Source organism: uncultured Bacillus sp., assembly GCF_958411575.1.
Taxonomy (GTDB): domain Bacteria; phylum Bacillota; class Bacilli; order Bacillales; family Bacillaceae; genus Bacillus; species Bacillus spizizenii.
Genome location: NZ_CATYRA010000005.1, coordinates 32,809 through 51,649 on the forward strand (window position 1 = coordinate 32,809; position 18,841 = coordinate 51,649).

The 18,841-nt window shown below is 41.3% G+C and carries 16 protein-coding genes; 10 read left to right on the top strand and 6 right to left on the bottom strand.

What is annotated here, in order from left to right; all coding sequences use genetic code 11:
• Positions 1-181 precede the first annotated feature (181 nt).
• Both fatR and cypB read left to right on the top strand, forming a co-directional pair.
• The gene (gene fatR / locus Q5C82_RS09525; RefSeq protein WP_003225956.1) at positions 182-766 is read left to right on the top strand and encodes a transcriptional regulator FatR; all 585 of its coding nucleotides are present in this window, start codon (positions 182-184) and stop codon (positions 764-766) included.
• A 17-nt stretch (positions 767-783) separates the two neighbouring features.
• On the top strand, positions 784-3,948 hold the full coding sequence (gene cypB / locus Q5C82_RS09530; protein ID WP_003225958.1) for a bifunctional cytochrome P450/NADPH--P450 reductase CypB: 3,165 nt from the start codon (positions 784-786) through the stop codon (positions 3,946-3,948).
• Positions 3,949-4,191: 243 nt separating this feature from the next.
• On the opposite strand, the gene Q5C82_RS09535 is transcribed toward cypB, so the two are convergent.
• The 5 genes from Q5C82_RS09535 to Q5C82_RS09555 all read right to left on the bottom strand — a co-directional run bounded on the left by Q5C82_RS09535 (position 4,192) and on the right by Q5C82_RS09555 (position 9,018).
• Positions 4,192-4,488, bottom strand: a complete 297-nt coding sequence (locus Q5C82_RS09535) for a YrhK family protein (protein ID WP_003225961.1) — start codon at positions 4,486-4,488, stop codon at positions 4,192-4,194.
• Positions 4,489-4,609: 121 nt separating this feature from the next.
• Positions 4,610-6,529: an acyltransferase family protein gene (locus tag Q5C82_RS09540; RefSeq protein WP_003225963.1), complete on the bottom strand. Its 1,920-nt coding sequence runs from the start codon at positions 6,527-6,529 to the stop codon at positions 4,610-4,612.
• Between the two features lie 112 nt (positions 6,530-6,641).
• Positions 6,642-7,499, bottom strand: coding sequence for an anti-sigma-V factor RsiV (gene rsiV / locus Q5C82_RS09545; RefSeq protein WP_003225965.1), 858 nt, complete (start codon positions 7,497-7,499; stop codon positions 6,642-6,644).
• Positions 7,499-7,999 carry an RNA polymerase sigma factor SigV gene (gene sigV / locus Q5C82_RS09550; RefSeq protein WP_003225967.1) on the bottom strand — a complete coding sequence of 167 codons (501 nt, stop codon included), beginning with the start codon at positions 7,997-7,999 and terminating at the stop codon, positions 7,499-7,501. Before sigV ends, rsiV begins: the two co-directional genes overlap by 1 nt.
• 191 nt (positions 8,000-8,190) lie before the next feature.
• Positions 8,191-9,018 carry a TrmB family transcriptional regulator gene (locus Q5C82_RS09555; protein ID WP_003225968.1) on the bottom strand — a complete coding sequence of 276 codons (828 nt, stop codon included), beginning with the start codon at positions 9,016-9,018 and terminating at the stop codon, positions 8,191-8,193.
• A gap of 151 nt (positions 9,019-9,169) precedes the next feature.
• Between Q5C82_RS09555 and Q5C82_RS09560 the strand changes: the two genes are divergently transcribed.
• Positions 9,170-9,802 carry a LysE family transporter gene (locus tag Q5C82_RS09560; RefSeq protein ID WP_003225970.1) on the top strand — a complete coding sequence of 211 codons (633 nt, stop codon included), beginning with the start codon at positions 9,170-9,172 and terminating at the stop codon, positions 9,800-9,802.
• A 160-nt stretch (positions 9,803-9,962) separates the two neighbouring features.
• Here Q5C82_RS09560 and Q5C82_RS09565 read toward each other — a convergent pair whose 3' ends face one another.
• Positions 9,963-11,351 carry an amino acid permease gene (locus tag Q5C82_RS09565; RefSeq protein WP_003225972.1) on the bottom strand — a complete coding sequence of 463 codons (1,389 nt, stop codon included), beginning with the start codon at positions 11,349-11,351 and terminating at the stop codon, positions 9,963-9,965.
• A gap of 220 nt (positions 11,352-11,571) precedes the next feature.
• Here Q5C82_RS09565 and Q5C82_RS09570 point away from each other — a divergent pair, with 220 nt between their 5' ends.
• The 7 genes from Q5C82_RS09570 (at position 11,572) to levG (ending at position 18,833) form a co-directional block, all read left to right on the top strand.
• Entirely contained in the window at positions 11,572-12,099 is a 528-nt protein-coding gene (locus tag Q5C82_RS09570) for a hypothetical protein (protein ID WP_230939502.1), read from the top strand.
• A 118-nt stretch (positions 12,100-12,217) separates the two neighbouring features.
• On the top strand, positions 12,218-12,844 hold the full coding sequence (locus Q5C82_RS09575) for a hypothetical protein (protein ID WP_003225979.1): 627 nt from the start codon (positions 12,218-12,220) through the stop codon (positions 12,842-12,844).
• A 394-nt stretch (positions 12,845-13,238) separates the two neighbouring features.
• The gene (levR, locus tag Q5C82_RS09580) at positions 13,239-16,046 is read left to right on the top strand and encodes a transcriptional regulator LevR (RefSeq protein WP_003225982.1); all 2,808 of its coding nucleotides are present in this window, start codon (positions 13,239-13,241) and stop codon (positions 16,044-16,046) included.
• A gap of 189 nt (positions 16,047-16,235) precedes the next feature.
• Positions 16,236-16,676 (top strand): PTS fructose transporter subunit IIA, encoded by a 441-nt coding sequence (gene levD, locus Q5C82_RS09585; protein ID WP_003225984.1) that lies wholly within the window; start codon positions 16,236-16,238, stop codon positions 16,674-16,676.
• The gene (gene levE, locus Q5C82_RS09590) at positions 16,676-17,164 is read left to right on the top strand and encodes a PTS fructose transporter subunit IIB (protein WP_003225986.1); all 489 of its coding nucleotides are present in this window, start codon (positions 16,676-16,678) and stop codon (positions 17,162-17,164) included. The genes levD and levE overlap by 1 nt, the downstream gene beginning before the upstream one ends.
• 16 nt (positions 17,165-17,180) lie before the next feature.
• Positions 17,181-17,984, top strand: a complete 804-nt coding sequence (gene levF, locus Q5C82_RS09595; protein WP_003225988.1) for a PTS fructose transporter subunit IIC — start codon at positions 17,181-17,183, stop codon at positions 17,982-17,984.
• A 21-nt stretch (positions 17,985-18,005) separates the two neighbouring features.
• Positions 18,006-18,833 (top strand): PTS fructose transporter subunit IID, encoded by an 828-nt coding sequence (gene levG, locus Q5C82_RS09600; RefSeq protein ID WP_003225990.1) that lies wholly within the window; start codon positions 18,006-18,008, stop codon positions 18,831-18,833.
• Positions 18,834-18,841: the final 8 nt, after the last annotated feature.

The following is an 18,841-nucleotide window of genomic DNA, read 5'->3' on the forward strand; positions in this document are numbered from 1 at the left end:
ATTTGGGTATATTTTCTTAATTTTTTATTTTTTACATATAGTTTATATTAAAATAAGTTTTTTTCATATAAACTGATAACATAAGAAAGGGTAAAGAGGTGATATCAGACAGATCGGACATTCATTATGAACAAGCGGAATGAATATTCATTCCGTAATAAATCGGAGGTTGTACCATTACATGTTATCCGCATCCAGCAGTAAATACGACATGATTATGAAAGCGTCGGTCTCACTTTTTACGGAAAGAGGATTTAATGCCACCACTATCCCTATGATAGCTGAACGAGCTCATGTGGGAACAGGAACGATCTATCGTTATTTTGACAGCAAAGAAACACTCGTCAACGTATTGTTTCAGGAAAGCATCCAGCGCTTTACGGAAAAGCTGAAGCAAGATTTTTCGGAATTGCCTGTCAGAGAAGGCTTCCACCACGTTTTTTGCTGTCTCGTTCAATTTACGAAAGAGAGTGACTATGCGCTTTTTTTTCTTGAAACGAAAAAAGACGCTCATTACTTAAATGACACAAGCAGAAATATGATAGAAAATCTGACTCATATGCTTGATGACTATTTTAACAAGGGAAAAGCAGAAGGTATAATTCGCAGCCTGCCCTCTAATGTGTTAATTGCGATTGTGTTAGGGGCATTTCTCAAGATATATCAACTCGTCCAAACGGGTGATATAGAGATGGACATAGATTTAATTACTGAATTGGAACAATGCTGCTGGGACGCCATTAAGCTTCATTCATCACAAAAATAGGAAAGGAAGATGTATTAATGAAACAGGCAAGTGCAATACCTCAGCCCAAAACATACGGACCTTTAAAAAATCTTCCGCATCTGGAAAAAGAGCAGCTTTCTCAATCCTTATGGCGGATAGCCGATGAATTGGGGCCGATTTTCCGTTTTGATTTTCCAGGGGTGTCCAGTGTTTTTGTATCCGGCCACAACCTCGTGGCTGAAGTGTGTGATGAAAGCCGCTTTGACAAAAACCTTGGCAAAGGCTTGCTAAAGGTGCGCGAATTCGGAGGAGACGGCTTATTTACAAGCTGGACGAACGAACCGAATTGGCAAAAAGCCCACCGCATTTTGCTGCCGAGTTTTAGTCAAAAAGCGATGAAAGGCTATCATTCTATGATGCTGGATATCGCAACCCAGCTGATTCAAAAATGGAGCCGGCTTAATCCTAATGAAGAAATAGATGTAGCGGACGACATGACCCGTTTGACGCTTGATACAATCGGGTTATGCGGGTTTAACTATCGCTTCAACAGCTTTTACCGTGATTCTCAGCATCCGTTTATCACCAGTATGCTCCGTGCCTTAAAAGAGGCAATGAATCAATCGAAAAGACTGGGCCTGCAAGATAAGATGATGGTGAAAACGAAGCTGCAGTTCCAAAAGGATATAGAAGTCATGAACTCCCTGGTCGATAGAATGATAGCGGAGCGAAAAGCGAATCCGGATGAAAACATTAAGGATCTTTTATCACTCATGCTTTATGCCAAAGATCCTGTAACAGGTGAAACGCTCGATGATGAAAACATCAGATACCAGATCATAACGTTTTTAATTGCAGGGCATGAAACAACAAGCGGTTTGCTTTCCTTTGCGATTTACTGTCTGCTTACACATCCGGAAAAACTGAAAAAAGCGCAAGAGGAAGCGGATCGCGTGTTAACGGATGACACGCCGGAATATAGACAAATCCAGCAGCTGAAATACATTCGGATGGTTTTAAATGAAACACTCAGGCTGTATCCAACAGCTCCGGCCTTTTCTCTCTATGCCAAGGAAGATACTGTTTTAGGCGGGGAATATCCGATCAGCAAAGGGCAGCCTGTCACCGTTTTGATTCCGAAACTGCACCGGGATCAAAACGCTTGGGGAGAGGATGCAGAAGATTTTCGTCCGGAACGGTTTGAAGACCCTTCGCGTATTCCTCACCATGCGTATAAGCCGTTTGGAAACGGGCAGCGTGCTTGTATTGGCATGCAGTTTGCTCTCCAAGAAGCGACAATGGTTCTCGGTCTTGTATTAAAGCATTTTGATGTGATGAACCATACTGGATACGAACTGAAAATCAAAGAGGCATTAACGATCAAACCGGATGACTTTAAGATTACGGTGAAACCGCGGAAAACAGCGGCAATCAATGTACAGAGAAAAGAACAGGCTGACATCAAAACAGAAACGAAGCCAAAAGAAACAAAGCCTAAACACGGCACACCATTACTCGTTCTTTACGGCTCGAATCTTGGGACAGCGGAAGGAATAGCCGGTGAACTGGCTGCTTACGGCCGCCAGATGGGTTTTACAGCCGAAACGGCTCCGCTTGATGATTATATTGGCAAGCTGCTTGAACAAGGCGCAGTCGTCATCGTTACGGCTTCTTATAATGGGGCGCCGCCTGATAATGCTGCCGGCTTTGTAGAGTGGCTGGAAGGGCTTGAGGAAGGCAGATTGAATGGTGTTTCCTATGCGGTATTCGGTTGCGGAAACCGGAGCTGGGCCAGCACGTATCAGCGGATTCCCCGCCTGATAGATGACATGATGAAAGCAAAGGGGGCATCACGTTTAACAGCGATTGGAGAAGGCGATGCCGCCGATGATTTTGAAAGCCATCGCGAGTCGTGGGAAAACCGCTTCTGGAAGGAAACGATGGAAGCATTTGCTATAAACGAAATATCTCAGAAAGAAGACAGGCCTTCATTATCAATTGCTTTTCTCAGTGAAGCGACAGAAACGCCGCTTGCCAAAGCATATGGCGCGTTTGAAGGGAATGTTTTAGAGAACCGGGAGCTCCAGACGGCTGATAGCCCGCGTTCCACCCGCCATATCGAATTGCAGATTCCTGACGCCAAAACATATAAAGAAGGCGATCATATCGGCATACTGCCAAAAAACAGCCAGAAGCTTGTTCAGCGGGTCCTCAGCCGATTCGATTTGCAGTCCAATCATGTGATAAAAATCACCGGCGGCCCTCATATGGCTCATCTTCCAATGGATCGGCCGATCAAAGTGACGGATTTATTGGCGTCCTATGTGGAGCTGCAGGACCCAGCTTCAAGGCTTCAGCTACGGGAGCTGGCTTCTTATACAGTCTGTCCGCCGCATAAAAAAGAGCTGGAACAGCTCGTTTCAGATGATGGCATTTATAAAGAGCAGGTACTGGCAAAACGTCTCACCATGCTTGATCTTTTAGAGGATTACCCTGCCTGCGAAATGCCGTTTGAGCGGTTTTTAGCACTTTTGCCATCACTAAAACCGAGATATTATTCCATTTCAAGCTCACCGAAAGTCCATGCCAATATCGTGAGCATGACAGTAGGTGTTGTTAAAGCCTCAGCCTGGAGCGGGCGAGGCGAATACCGGGGCGTCGCCTCTAATTATTTAGCAGAGCTGAATACAGGTGATGCAGCAGCCTGTTTCATCCGTACGCCGCAATCCGGATTCCAGATGCCAGATGATCCTGAAACGCCTATAATTATGGTCGGGCCGGGTACAGGAATTGCGCCATTCAGGGGCTTTATTCAGGCAAGATCTGTTTTGAAGAAGGAAGGAAGCGCGCTTGGTGAAGCTCTTTTATACTTCGGCTGCCGGCACCCCGATCATGACGATCTTTACAGAGAAGAGCTGGATCAAGCGGAACAGGATGGTTTGGTGACAATCCGCCGATGCTACTCACGCGTCGAGAACGAATCAAAAGGATATGTCCAGCACTTGCTCAAACAAGATACGCAGAAATTGATGTCACTCATTGAAAAAGGGGCTTCCATTTACGTATGCGGTGATGGATCGCAAATGGCTCCTGATGTTGAGAATTCTTTGCGTCAGGCATATGAAACTGAAAAAGGAGCAAGTGAGGAAGAATCAGCCGATTGGCTGCAAAAGCTGCAAGACCAAAAACGTTATGTAAAAGACGTTTGGACAGGAATGTAATAAAAAATAAAATCCCGCCATCAATCAGATTGGCGGGATTGCTTTGCATGTGAGAAAACCGGCACGATAATGAAATCTACTGAAAAGGATGTTATAGGGAGTATCGCGCCGGCCTTATTGTTAATATCGTCACACAAGGACAAAAGTTTAGGTTTTTTACCTTAATTTTAAAAATAAATAGTCCAATAGTCTTGTTTTGTGATTTGCACATCATTTTTTTTATATTTTGTTCTCGCCTATTCCTCAAGATGAGCCATCTGTTGAAGATCGATGTTTAAATTGGCGCTCCACATGTTTTCGGTAATGAAAGTCATGAATCAGCCGAATCGTAGGCCTGATTAACAGCAGCAAGCTCCCAATCACAAACAGCCATATCCCTGCCGACTTTAATTGGTCATAAAAAAAGAAAAAGCTCCCGACGAGAAACAAAGCACCAATGATAAAATCGTTTACTGTATAAAGAATCTTATATCGTTTTTTGAAAAAAAGTTCGTAGCGTTTCAATTCTTTGTTGATGTCATGTTCTTCATTAGCTGCCACCATCATCCCTCCATTCTATTTTGGCTTACCCTCACGTAAACGACATGTAAACATAAGAATTACCTTGGGAAATGGAGTGTCAGAGAATGATCAGCAACATTTTTAAATAGGACTTCTTTTTTTACAAAAACGATTCCATTGCCTCAACAATAAGACTTGTCAAAGCTTTAGCCCCTTGTGGAACCAAGTGTACGCCATCAGGTGTAAAGTATTCTGGATGCTGAAGAGCTTCTGTATGCCAGTCAACTAACGTAACATTTTTGTGTGCACTTGCCTGGTGCTTCAAAGATTCATTTACCTTGCTTTCCCATTGGCGAGGGACCCGGGTATTGACAAGGTAGATATGAGCCTTTGAGAAAGATTGAAGCAATTGTTCAATTTGGCTGTTTGTAAAGTAACCATTGGTTCCCAGCTCTATGATGACAGCTTTGTTCGGCTGATTAAAAGACTTGTACTCCCTTGCGAACTCCAAAGCTTGAGACATTTGTCTCCCCACCTTTCCATCAATCGTAACATGTGAAAGTGATTGACGAAGGTGTGAGGCAATATCAAGCATGACGGAATCTCCTATAGCTAACACTTCTTTATCAGCGTCTGCGGATTCTTTCTCCTGCTGGGATTGCGTGTCTTTATTTTTGCTAGTCTCTTGTCCATTATTTTTGTTTTCCTTTTGATCTTGATTGGAGTCTGTTGTCTTTTGTTCGGCATCGTTTTCCTTGTCTTTATCGACTGCAGCATTTTTTCTGTCCTCAGGTGCCTGGTTGTTGGTATCAGCGTTTGTTTCTTGTGAGCTATACGTCCATTTGGTGGGGTGCTTTTGCTCTCCGGCCAGTCCAGACAGCCCTCCCGCAAAAATAAGTACAGCGAGAATGACGAAACCAATTGACATTTTACTGAGGACAGTTGTCGTTTTCCATTCCCTGATTCTATGTATAAAAACACGGCGGAAAAAGGATCTACATCCTTGTGTCCGTATCGGCTTCTCAATAAAATGATAGGAAAGCTCGGCAAGTATAAGTGTAACAACCACCTTTAGCACGATATGCCAAAAAACAGGGTTTCCGATTTCTTGAACAGGCGTGCTTAACACAATAACAGGGTAGTGCCAAAGGTAAATACCGTAAGACCTTGTTCCAAGCCAACGGAGCGGCCTCCATGAAAGCAGATTGCCTAAAAAGCTGCTCGGATGGCAAACACATGCAATAAGGATTGCGGCGACCATGCTAATCAAAAGCATGCCGCCTCTGTAAAGAAAAGGCTCGTATTCATCTGTGAAATAGACACACAACACTAAAATACAAAATGCCGAAAATTCAGTGGCGTGCAAAGTGTGCTTCAGTTTGCTTGGCAGCCTGTTGGAAGACAGCCTTTTCATAGGCCAAACCAAAGCCAAGGCACATCCGATGAGAAGTTCAAACGAACGAGTATCTGTACCGTAATACACGCGGCTCGGATCTGCGCCGGGTTCATACAATAAGCTCATCATCACGGCTGAACAAAGCGCAAGCAATGATACCACCGCCGCCAATCTGGCGCGGCTTTTCAATATGTACATCCCAACAACCAAGAACATCGGCCATATCATATAAAATTGTTCTTCAATCGCCAGCGACCAAAGGTTTTTTAAAGGAGATGGGGAACCGAAACTATCAAAATATGATAGTTTGTGAAAAATAAACCACCAATTACTTATATAAAAGAGAGAAGAAATGGCATCTCCGCGTACAGTATGCAATAGTTCCCTATCAAACAATACAACCCAAATAACAGCAGAAAAGATCATAAGGTAAGCCGCTGGCAGAAGCCGCCGAATTCGGCGCAGCCAAAAATCCCGAAAATCAAGGCTGATATCATTTCCATGTGTCGGCAATAGAATAGATGTAATTAAATAGCCGGATAAAACAAAAAAGATATCAACTCCAATGAAGCCTCCGTTAGCCCAATTGAAGTTTAGGTGATAAGCGATAACTGATAGAACGGCAAAAGCCCGAAGGCCATCGAGCCCAGGGATGTATCGGTGATGTTGTGTCTTGTGATACATGGGTATTCCTCCAATAATGTGCAGATATTCTTGTTGTTTTTGATAGCTAGGTTACGATCTCACTTAGAGAAGAGAGAAAACATCCATCATATGAGTTGGATGTTTTTTTATATTATCGAACATAACGATCTCCCACGAGCAAGCTTGATATAACGCTGGTTGGAATTTTAAACTCGGTAACGCCCATATAGCCGGGAGCGACTTCATATTCATCAAATGAGATCACAAGTTTATGGTCTTCATTAATATAAAACGTTTGATCAGGAAGAATTGTTTTGAACGGTTCTGCATCTTCGTCAGTGAGCCAATATATTTTATTTGGATCCTCCTTCATTTGCTGTTTCATTTGTTCTTTGATGTTTTGGCTGATGACGTTGACATAGCGTTCATCTTTGAATAAGCTTTTTAATGTCAGTAAGATATCGTTCTTTTTGTCAATTGTGATATAACGGCTTTGGGTGTAAGAGGATGCTTGTGTTTTTTCAATATCTCGCCGGATAGAGAGTAAATCTGGCGTGTCTGTCACTGTCTCGTAATCACTATAAATGCTGAGATGCCCTTTTTTGTTTTTGGATGTGGACTGTATAAATTCCTTGTACAGCTGCTTGCTTTCTTTCAAGTATTTCTGGTTAATGCTGTTTTCAAGTTCTTTATTAGAAAGTCCGGATAGAGCAGGTGTTTTGACATCGATGCTCGATTGATCTTTCTCTTCTTTGATCTCAATAAAAGTGATGGCTTTGACAATCTTGCCGATGACAGGAATTCTCGACATCGCTTGAGCTGCGTCAGGGTTGATGTTGACAAGTGCAGTGAATAAAATAGCCGCCGCGACAGCTGCCGATGTCGGCCACATGACGATTCTTTTCTTTTTTGGTTCTTGCTGAAGGGCTTTTTCAACAATGATATCAAGTTCACTAGGAATCTGAACATTTTTATATTCTTCTCTTAATTGCTGCAATCTCTTATCCATTAAGAAAGATCCTCCTTCGTCAACTGAATGCGCATCAGCTTTAATGCTCTGTAGAGGCGCGTTTTGACGGTATTCGTGTTTTCTCCTGTAATTTCCGCAATTTCTTCTAATTTGAGGTCTTCAAAAAAACGCAAAATAATAATGGTTTTATAGCGGTACGGCAATTCGTCAAGCGCATCATGGAGATCAGTATCCTTGTAATGGTCTTCCTTTCCTTTGCTTAAAAACTCTATCGTTTCGTCATCCATCACTTTTAACTTTTTTTGTTTGCGCAAAAAATCAATAGCTGTCCGTACTAAAATTTTATAAAACCAGCTTTTTATCGTCTCAGGGTTTCTAACCGTTTCAACTGAGCTAAGCGCTTTTTTTATAGATTCCTGAATAATATCTAATGCGTCATCTTGATTTTTCACATAACTGAAAGCCAACCTGTAGAAATCTTGCTTATGATCAGTTATGCATGTGACAAGCAACGCTTTTGTTGTTTGTTTTTTCTTCATTGCAATAAAGGGCTCCTTTTTGAATATACGTATATCATAGGCTGTTACCTAGGATAGACGCGGAAGGCTGAAAAATAGTTTGCGCAGAATCGCATTTTTTTAAAAGAAGTAAATCAGAGCGGGGGAGTCATGCATAAAAAAACATGGCTTGTTTGTACAAGCCATGTTTTTTGGTTAAATGATGCCACACACTATTCTAAATAATGTTTTTTGAAATCCGAGTGGATAGAAAATTTGCGGCGTAACCGAATGAGATTTTCTCCAAAACTTTCTTCTAAAAGCCCTCTATGCTTTTTCAGAATTTCCATGAGGTACAGATCATGAATAATCACTTCAGTTATAGGCATGACTAAACCTACATGCATTGTCCATGCAGCACGGCTGTCGTTGCCAAGAGAGACGATACCTGCTACTACTTCTGAATCATCCCCGCTATAGACAAGCCACCGTCCGTCATACTCTTCTGTAATTTCACTGCTCATATCATGAAGGTAAACAGTAGCAAAATCAGATACGATGTCTCCGTACGCAATAATGGTAACAATAACACCTTGATTTGCTGCCTGTTTTAGCTCTGATTCTATCTCTTCAAAATCCTCTTTCCATATTTCTAAGAGGATTCTTTTTTTGGCAGATAAGATACAAGCTTTCACCTTTTCGAGAATCTCATTGCGTCCGGTGATATTCCAGATATTTTCCCGGTCATTTGCAGTCTGCTCGAATTTTTCAAAGTATTTCTCAGCCTGATCAAAATGCTCTTCCGCCTTGAGCCGGCGATTTTTAATCAGTTCTTTAGCGGGTACAGGGACATATTGAGGCGTATTTCCATGACTTACAAAAACATCTCCTCTGATGACAAGGCTTTCCAGGACTTCGTAAATTTTAGAACGGGGCACTCCGGATTTTTTTGCGACGGCATAACCGGTTAAAGGCGATTCTTGCAATAAAGCAAGATATGCTTTTGATTCATATTCGGTAAAATTGAGGTTTTTTAAAATGTCTAACATATTTTCCTTCATACATCCTCCAATATAAAAAGCAGTCGTTGCCTTTATAATCGCTATTTTAACAAACCATATTGATTTATTCCAAACCCATTGATACAATTTTATAAGTGGTTACTTTTGTAGTCACTATATGTTATGTGGATTTTTTAAAGGGGGAGAAGAAATGCACAGCTTACTCGCATACATACCTATCGCTGCCATGATGGTTATTTTACCGGGGGCAGATACAATGCTTGTTATGAAAAATACCCTTAGATACGGCGCAAAGGCGGGCCGGTATAACATTCTTGGATTGGCAACAGGACTTTCCTTTTGGACGGTTATCGCCATTTTAGGTTTATCAGTGGTTATTGCAAAGTCGGTGTTTCTTTTCACAACGATCAAATATTTGGGAGCAGCGTACTTAATTTATTTAGGAATCAAAAGTTTTTTTGCCAAAAGCATGTTTTCTATAGATGACATGCAATCCCAAGCAACAACTACGGGAAATTCTCCTAAACGTTATTATAAAACTTCCTTTATGCAAGGATCACTTAGTAACATTCTCAATCCTAAAACTGTTTTGGTTTATGTTACAATCATGCCCCAATTTATCAATCTGAAGGGGAATATAAACCAGCAGCTCATCATTTTAGCTTCAATCCTAACCTTATTAGCGGTGTTATGGTTCCTGTTTCTCGTTTATATTATTGATTTCGCAAAAAAATGGATGAAAAACGCTAAGTTCCAAAAAGCGTTCCAAAAAGTAACCGGTATTATATTAGTAGGTTTTGGAATCAAAACTGGTTTGAATTAAGATTCGGCTCCGTTGGCTGGTCGCCTAAATGAAAATACAATTGCATGAAAGCAGTATCTAATAGTAGCCTCAGTGAAGTCCGGCAGTATCATTTATTAATTGTTATTGAGTGTCCGGCGCATACAAAAAAGACAAGGGAGTGTTATCCCTTGTCTTTTTGTTATTTTACTTTACTTCCTCTGGTGGTCTGTACCTTATACATAATAATCAATAAAATAAACCAGACCGGAGTGACAAACAAAGCAACACGTGTATCATTCGCCAGTGCCAATACAACAAGAATGAACGCGAGAAATGCGAGTGTTAAGTAGTTGGATAATGGGTAAAAAGGCATTTTAAATTTGTTTGCTTTCGCTTCATCCTGCCTTGTTTTTCGATATTTCAAATGGCAAATCACTGTAATGCCCCAAATAAAAATGAAACATATTGTAGAAACACTTGTAATCAGTGTAAAGACTTGCTCGGGCATTATATAATTCAGGCTAACGCCAATTAGAATGGCGATGGTTGAAAAGAAAAGCGCATTGCTTGGAACTCTAGATGAAGTCAGTTTCTTCAATAATCCAGGTGCGTGATGATCCTTGGCAAGAGAATAGACCATGCGGCTTGTGCTGAATAAAGCGCTATTGGCCGCTGATGCAGCTGATGTTAATACAACAAAATTGATCATACTGGCAGCGGCAACGATGCCTACAACAGAAAAGACTTGAACAAATGGGCTTTCATTTGGGTTCAAAACATTCCAAGGATAGATACACATAATGACAAAAAGTGCGCCGACATAAAAAAGTAAAATCCGGGTAGGGATTTGATTGATGGCTTTAGGGATCACTTTTTGGGGATTTTCTGTTTCACCTGCTGTCAGCCCAACAAGTTCAATTCCCACAAAAGCGAAAACAACCATTTGGAATGAAAGGATAAATCCATGCCATCCATTTGGAAACATGCCGCCGTGCTTCCAAAGATTCGTGAGGCTAGCTGAGCCGGAAGATGCGGAAAAACCTTTCGCAATCAAAAAAATACCAGTTACGATAAGAGCCAGTATGGCAATGACTTTGATCAATGCAAACCAGAATTCTAATTCTCCGAAAAGCTTAACGGTGGCAAGATTCATGATCAGCAGGATAATAAGCGCAAGAAGACCCGGCAGCCATTGAGGCACATCGGGAAGCCAATATTGCGTATAAATCCCGACCGCCGTTAAATCAGCCATCGCGAGAGAAATCCAGCAGAACCAGTAGGTCCAGCCAGTGATAAACGCTGCCATGTTGCCTAAATAGTCCCTTACAAAATCAACGAAAGAGTGATAGCCCGTATTTGATAAGAGCAGTTCTCCGAGCGAACGCATAATGAAAAAGCAAAAGACTCCGGTGATCAAATAAGCAAATAAAATAGATGGTCCAGCAAAGTGAATGGATTTTCCTGATCCTAAGAATAAACCAGTCCCGATTGCCCCCCCAATCGCCATTAATTGTATATGCCTGTTTTTAAGGCCTCTAGACAATTTTTGCTGTTGTCCCAAATTGTCTTTGTTAGAATTGCCTGTCAATTTTATTTTCCTCCAATAATAAAGATGAATAAAGTTTTATCGGATATTATACCATCTAAGAGAATATAATGTTTAATTTTTAAATTTTTAAAATAAAATTTTCCTTGTTTGCAAAGCTGGTGAATGCCTTTTACTTTCGATTATGGCTTCCACACTTGCGTTATTAATATTATGTACAGCAATGTTTCCAAACAGCTCACAAGCAGCTGTAAGAGCCTATATGGGAACTTGGGATTTAGATGGAGATGGCAGCAATGAAATGGCATACAATCTCGGACAACATCTTGAAATTCAAAGTTTGTCAGGCCTCAGCTTTACATACAAAATCGGAGCAAGCTGGGGGTTAAATCAGGTGACTGATACAGACGGAGATGGTGTCACTGATTTAGTATCTTTAGCAGTTGATGGCGGTAAACAGGGTGTAAAAGTCTTGCATCATAAAACACATAACTTAAGATTCTATCAAGTTCTTGGTTCACCGTCTATCGGGCTGTATAAGGACACACCAGGAGTTGATTTAGATGGAATTCCCGGTTCTGAATTAATTATAAAAAAACAAAATCTATTAATTGTGATACATGATCGTGATGCTTCTATGTATCAATATAACTTAGGCGCAGATAACTGGGGCATTCACTCGATTTCAATTGCGGATTTCAATGCCGAACCAGGAAAAGAGATCCTGGTGAAACGTCCTACGGGCGTAACTGTCATTCTTGACCGAGTGAAAACAGGAACAAATATGTAATGGCAAAAAGACATCGTTTTGACGATATCTTTTTTGTTTTGCTAGGATATATGATGACAGTATGCATAATAGAACCAGCTCATTCAAGAAGGATGAATGACACGAGGCAGGACATATAATGAAACTACATACAGCAAAGCTATTGACAATTTTATCAGAATATCAGTTTTTTGATTGGGAGCATCAAAAGAATAATAAACATCGCATCATGATTGGTCTCCCGGAGAATATGCTGATCATAAAAGATTTTTATCAATCATTTGGTTTTGACTCAGTCGAGAATTCATATTCAAACATAAAAATCTCGAAAAAACAGTGGGTCCATATGGAGGATCTATTTTTTCAATGGATATCTCCTTATCTATCAACTTTCGGACAAACTGTTGTTACGCCATTTCTAAGTAATGACTGGGAGGGAGAATGTCATCTGGACGATATAATGGATGATGAGTTTGCTGACGCCTATGAAGCGTACAAGGCTTTTTTAATAGGGAACGGGTTGTATGATCATACGCCCGCTTTGATTGAAAAAAGCAGGGGATATCAAATTGATCATATCGGTGATCTTTCAATCCTGGGCAAGATGGCTGCTAGAAATCATCATTATTTATTCTTTGCTGATGGAAATAAAGTTTTTATGTTTACTGATTCATTGACCTTTCAGGTATATTGTAAAGATGAAGAAGTGTTGCATAATGAAAAGAGCAAGATCGAGCAGTTGCTGCATCCTGATTTCTTATCGTGAATCACTATGGCGGACACATAGAGTGTCCGCCTTTTTTTGTTTTTCAATTGTTGTCATGGATGGGGGATGTATTTCAGGGAATTTGTCCTGGTTCATAAGTTTCATTTTCTGTCATTCATGATTTTGACATCATTGCATTCCTCAAGAATGATAAACTGTTTACTGATTATTACTTTGGAAGGGATCCTGCCCTGAAGAACTGCGAATCTAAAATACTAATATGAGATGCAAATGATTCGAAGTGATAAACACATAAGCATAAAAGATAACGTTGTCAATCTGCTATTGAGACCTTTCCGGAAGTGTAACAATAGATAAAATCAAGGCTGTCCGCCATAAAAATTCGGAATATTCTTGTTAATGACTTATCTAATAAGGAAAAAGGATGATAGACGTGAAAAGAATAGAAAAAATATATCATCAGCTCATGCATAATTTTCATGACTCCAGCTTAGATCATCTTTTAAAAGTACAGGGAAATTCAGCAAAGGAAATTGCTGAGCAGCTGAAAATGGAGCGGTCCAATGTCAGTTTTGAATTGAACAATCTCGTCCGGTCCAAAAAGGTCATAAAAATTAAAACGTTTCCTGTGCGATACCTCCCAGTCGAGATAGCGGAAAGGTTATGCAACAAAAAATGGGATACAGAGATGATGGAAGTGAAAGGCCTGGAGCCGTTTTCCGGGAATCCAGAACAGAATCATCAACATATTTCCACGAATCCTCTAGAGCTTATGATTGGGGCAAAAGGCAGCTTGAAGAAAGCAATCTCCCAGGCAAAAGCAGCTGTCTTTTATCCGCCGAACGGTCTGCACATGCTCCTCTTAGGGCCGACAGGTTCCGGTAAATCCCTTTTTGCGAACCGGATTTACCAGTTTGCCATTTACTCTGACATTTTGAAGTCGGGTGCACCATTTATTACATTTAACTGTGCAGATTACTACAACAATCCTCAATTACTGCTTTCTCAATTATTCGGACACAAAAAAGGTTCATTTACAGGTGCCGGCGAGGATAAGGCTGGTTTAGTCGAACAAGCCAATGGAGGCATTCTTTTTATGGACGAAATCCACCGCCTCCCTCCTGAGGGGCAAGAAATGTTGTTTTATTTTATTGACAGCGGTTCTTATAACCGGCTTGGAGAATCTGAACATAAACGAACATCAAACGTATTGTTTATTTGTGCCACTACAGAAAACCCGAGTTCTGCACTATTGAAAACATTTTTGCGAAGAATCCCAATGACCATTCATATTCCTTCGCTTGAAGAACGATCGCTTAAAGAAAGGGTGGATCTGACGACGTTTTTATTAGGGAAAGAAGCAGAACGAATTAAGAAAAATCTGAGTGTGCACATAGATGTCTATAATGCGCTTATTCATTCTGCGAAATTTGGAAATGTGGGACAGCTGAAATCAAATGTCCAGTTAGTTTGTGCACACGGGTTTTTGCACAACCTTGACAGACATGAGGTTATTGAGCTGACTGTTCGGGATCTGCCGGATGAAATCAAGCAAGAATGGATGTCCAGCAGCAAAAATATGCAAAGGAGCAAAGCCATTTCTGAATATGTCAATATTACAACGATCATCTCTCCGATTGTAGAAGATGAAACAACAAAAATTGACGAGGACCTCTCATTTAACTTGTATCATTTGATCGAAGAAAAAGTGAAAACCCTCATGAAAGAAGGGTTATCCAAAAAAGATATTAATCAATACATCTTAACTGATATCCATTTGCATGTCAGAAGTTTTTTTCATCATCGGGCGTTTCAAAAGGACAGCCTGCTGACATTCGTTGAAGATGACGTGATTCAAATGACCAAACAGTTAAAAGAAATAGCTGAACATGAGCTGGATTGCACTTTTGACCGTAAATTTATTTATTTCTTGAGTATGCATATTGACGCATTTTTAAAGCGCGGTAAGCAAATTGATGTTTTAAATACACAGGAGACTGATGAAATCCGTGATACTCATGTGAAAGAATATCGGGTGGCGATGATTTTTAAAGGTAAAATTCAAGAATATTTTAAAGTGGCCATTCCGGAAATAGAGGTCATCTACTTAACGATGCTGATTCACTCCATCAAATCGTTAAAAGAGAACAAAAGGGTCGGTATTATCGTGGCTGCACATGGAAATAGCACGGCGAGTTCAATGGTTGAAGTCGCGACAGAACTGTTAGGAAGCACTCCAATTGCAGCAGTTGATATGCCGCTTTCTGTTTCACCTTCGGACATTATCGAATGCGTAGCGGAAAAAATGAAACAGGTTGACGAAGGCGAAGGTGTTTTAATGCTTGTAGACATGGGGTCACTTGCGATGCTGGAAAGCCAGCTTGAGGAAAAGACAGGCATTGCCATCAAAACTATCAGCAATGTGACGACCTCAATGGTGCTGGATGCTGTCAGAAAGGTGAATTATTTGGATTTGAATTTGCATGCGATTTATCAATCGGTCACGAAGGATTTTATTGAGTTATGGGAGCGGCAGCCAGCGGCATCCGGCAAAAAGAAAGCGCTGGTCTCCATCTGCACGACAGGCAGCGGAACGGCCAAAAAGCTGGAAGACATCCTGACCACGATCGTAAACAAGGCTTCCGATACCCCGATTCACATATTGACCGTTTCATCCATTAAATTGGCAAACAGTATAAAAGAAATCGAAAAAGAGTATGAAATCCTTGCGACAGTCGGAACGAAAGACCCTAAAATCAATGCTCCGCATGTATCGTTAGAAGTGTTAATTGAAGGGGAGGGAGAGAAGCTGATTCAACAGGCGATTACCAAAGGCAGCATCCCCTTGAGCAATGGATTGAACGAAGTAAATATCATTGTCAGGGAGCTTTGTGAAGATAGCTTAAAAAAGTACCTTGTCTTCTTGAACCCCCACCATATTATCGAAATGTTATTAGAGTGGCTGCATACTGTTCAAGATGAGCTGGGGTCCATATTCAATAATGCCGTTTTGATCAAAGTGATCATGCATACGGCGTTCGCCTTTGAAAGGGTGATTAAGCAGCATCCGATTGCTTTCTCAGAGGAAGAAGAGATAAATGATCAGCTGAAAGAAATGGTGAACGTGATAGAGCAGACATTAGCGCCATATGAAGAAAAGCTTGGACTTCGCATAAGTGATGATGAAAAAGTATTTATAGCCGCCATTTTCGCTGAAGAAATGCATGGCCAGCTGTTTTAAAAGCGGTTTTTACATATAAACCTGTATTAAATGGAACGCCATTTTAATACAGGTTTATTTTTTTGATTCCAAGTGTTTCAACAACAGACTGTCATTGGCTGAAAACTTAATGAAAACGCTTAACACAACTTTGTTGGCACGATCCTTGCATTATATATGGATGTACAAAACAGGAAAGGAGCAATGGATATGATTTCAGTTATTATCAGCGGTCATGGAGATTTTCCCATAGCATTAAAAGAGTCTTCAGGGATGATATTCGGTGAAGAAAATAACCTGCTTGCAGTGCCGTTTTTTAAAGGGGAAGGCATTCAAACGCTGCAAGAAAAATATCGTCAGGCGCTCAAGGACATTCCGGAAGAAAATGAAGTGCTTTTTTTAGTCGATATTTTTGGAGGAACGCCATATAACGCGGCAGCTTCTTTAATTGCTGAGGATCAAAGAATGGATATGGCAGCCGGCGTAAACCTGCCGATTCTGCTGGAGGTATTAAGCCTGAGAGAACATCTGGCACTTAAAGATTTGCTGAACAACTTAAAAACAATGAGCCGGAAAAGTTTTCAAGTGTGCAGTGAACATTTAGAAAAAGTAAAAACAGCCAATCAAGAAACAAGAGAGGATGAATTGTGATGAACATTGTGTTAGCCAGAATTGATGACCGCTTTATTCACGGCCAAATCCTGACAAGGTGGATTAAAGTGCATGCGGCAGACCGAATTATCGTTGTCTCCGATGATGTTGCACAGGACGAAATGAGAAAAACGCTGATCCTTTCTGTTGCACCTTCAAATGTAAAGGCGAGTGCCGTTTCGGTTTCAAAAATGGCAAAAGCGTTTCATAGTCCGCGCTATGAAGGAGTAACGGCAATGCTCTTGTTTGAAAATCCGTCCGATATTATATCTCTTATCGAGGCAGGTGTGCCGATCAAAACCGTAAACGTCGGGGGAATGCGTTTCGAAAATCATCGCAGGCAAATCACAAAATCAGTCAGCGTCACTGAGCAAGATATAAAGGTATTTGAAACATTAAGTGACCTAGGCGTGAAGCTGGAATTGAGGCAGCTGCCTTCAGATGCCAGCGAGGACTTTGTACAGATTTTACGGAACGTAACAAAATAATCAAGGGGATGAGAATATGTCTTCATTACAAATTATTTTGTTGTTAATCATTGCAGCAATCACCGGCATTGCAAGTGTGTTGGATGAGGGGCAGACACACCGGCCGCTTGTGGCCTGCACGTTAGTCGGTTTGGTGCTCGGGGATTTAAAAACAGGAATTATTCTCGGAGGGACTCTGGAGCTGATGGCGCTGGGCTGGATGAACGTCGGCCTTGCCATGGCACCTGATACAGCGATCGCCTCTGTCATTTCAACCATTTTAGTCATTACCGCCGATCAGGGAATTGGCGAAGGGATTGCGGTTGCTGTTGCTTTAGCAGCTGCTGGTCAGGCGCTGACTATTTTTGTGCGGACGATCACTGTCTTTTTCATTCACCGCGCTGATCGATATGCAAAAGAAGGGAATATAAAAGGAATTGAAATTATGCATATAACCGCGATGGTGTTTCAAGCACTGCGCGTGATGATACCGACATTGATTGTCGCATTGATCAGTGTCAGCGCTGTTCAGGCGTTCTTGGGAAATATTCCGGATGTGATTACAAAAGGGCTGCAAATAGGCGGAGGCATTATCGTGGTTGTCGGATATGCCATGGTGATCAATATGATGAATATTCCTTATTTGAAGCCATTTTTCTATATTGGATTTTTATTAGCAGCGTTTACCGATTTCAACTTAGTGGGATTTGGAGCCCTTGGTCTCTGTCTGGCACTTTTATACCAGCAGGTGATGCAAAAACATAACGCTCACGGAGCAGTTGCTGCCGCTTCAGATGGCGGCCATGTGGCTGTTTATGATGACGATGACCTTGATGCCTAAACAATGAGGGGTGATGAATAGATGGAAAAAGAAAAACGATTAACGAAAAAAGAAATTTTCAGCATGTTTATTCGTTCAAATTTTTTGCTCGGCTCCTTTAACTTCGAACGTGTGCAGGCCATGGGGTATTGCTATGTCATGATACCGGCGATCAAAAAATTGTACGGACCTGGAGCGAAAAGAAACGAAGCCTTGCAGCGGCATTTGGAGTGGTTTAATACACACCCGTGGCTGACAGCGCCTATATTCGGTGTGACGGCTGCCATGGAAGAAGAAATGGCGAACAATAAAGGAATTGATGGAAAAGCAATAAGCGGAATGAAAATCGGTTTGATGGGCCCGATAGCGGGTGTAGGCGATCCGATTTTCTGGGGAACGATTCGCCCGGTCTTAGCTGCGTTAGGGGCATCTCTTGCTGTAGGAGGAAACATTGCCGGCCCTTTGCTATTCTTTTTCTTGCTGAACGCCATAAGATTAAGCACAAAATATTATGGGTTAAAATATGGCTATGTGAAAGGAATGGAGATTCTGCAGGATTTAGCGGGGAATCGCATTCAAAAGCTTACAGAGGGTGCTTCGATTCTCGGGTTATTTGTAATGGGAGCTCTCGTTTCCAAGTGGACCACGATCAACATTCCAATCGTTGTGTCCAGGATTAAGGATGAAAGCGGAAAAGTGGATGTTCAAACCGTACAAAATGTGTTAGACAGCATTATGCCGGGTGCGCTGCCTCTAGGGTTAACATTATTGGTGGCATGGATGCTGCGCAAAGGTGTGAATCCTCTTCTCATTATTTGCGGGATCTTTATTATCGGGATTCTTGGATATTGGGCTGGATTCTTAGCATAAGCTCGGTG

What these genes read in the sequence shown, in the direction of transcription:
- fatR (WP_003225956.1), top strand. Translation starts at nt 182, where the DNA reads ATGTTATCCGCATCCAGCAGTAAATACGACATGATTATGAAAGCGTCG.
- cypB (WP_003225958.1), top strand. Translation starts at nt 784, where the DNA reads ATGAAACAGGCAAGTGCAATACCTCAGCCCAAAACATACGGACCTTTA.
- Q5C82_RS09540 (WP_003225963.1), bottom strand. Translation starts at nt 6,529, where the DNA reads ATGTATCACAAGACACAACATCACCGATACATCCCTGGGCTCGATGGC.
- rsiV (WP_003225965.1), bottom strand. Translation starts at nt 7,499, where the DNA reads ATGGATAAGAGATTGCAGCAATTAAGAGAAGAATATAAAAATGTTCAG.
- sigV (WP_003225967.1), bottom strand. Translation starts at nt 7,999, where the DNA reads ATGAAGAAAAAACAAACAACAAAAGCGTTGCTTGTCACATGCATAACT.
- Q5C82_RS09555 (WP_003225968.1), bottom strand. Translation starts at nt 9,018, where the DNA reads ATGAAGGAAAATATGTTAGACATTTTAAAAAACCTCAATTTTACCGAA.
- Q5C82_RS09560 (WP_003225970.1), top strand. Translation starts at nt 9,170, where the DNA reads ATGCACAGCTTACTCGCATACATACCTATCGCTGCCATGATGGTTATT.
- Q5C82_RS09570 (WP_230939502.1), top strand. Translation starts at nt 11,572, where the DNA reads ATGGGAACTTGGGATTTAGATGGAGATGGCAGCAATGAAATGGCATAC.
- Q5C82_RS09575 (WP_003225979.1), top strand. Translation starts at nt 12,218, where the DNA reads ATGAAACTACATACAGCAAAGCTATTGACAATTTTATCAGAATATCAG.
- levD (WP_003225984.1), top strand. Translation starts at nt 16,236, where the DNA reads ATGATTTCAGTTATTATCAGCGGTCATGGAGATTTTCCCATAGCATTA.
- levE (WP_003225986.1), top strand. Translation starts at nt 16,676, where the DNA reads ATGAACATTGTGTTAGCCAGAATTGATGACCGCTTTATTCACGGCCAA.
- levF (WP_003225988.1), top strand. Translation starts at nt 17,181, where the DNA reads ATGTCTTCATTACAAATTATTTTGTTGTTAATCATTGCAGCAATCACC.
- levG (WP_003225990.1), top strand. Translation starts at nt 18,006, where the DNA reads ATGGAAAAAGAAAAACGATTAACGAAAAAAGAAATTTTCAGCATGTTT.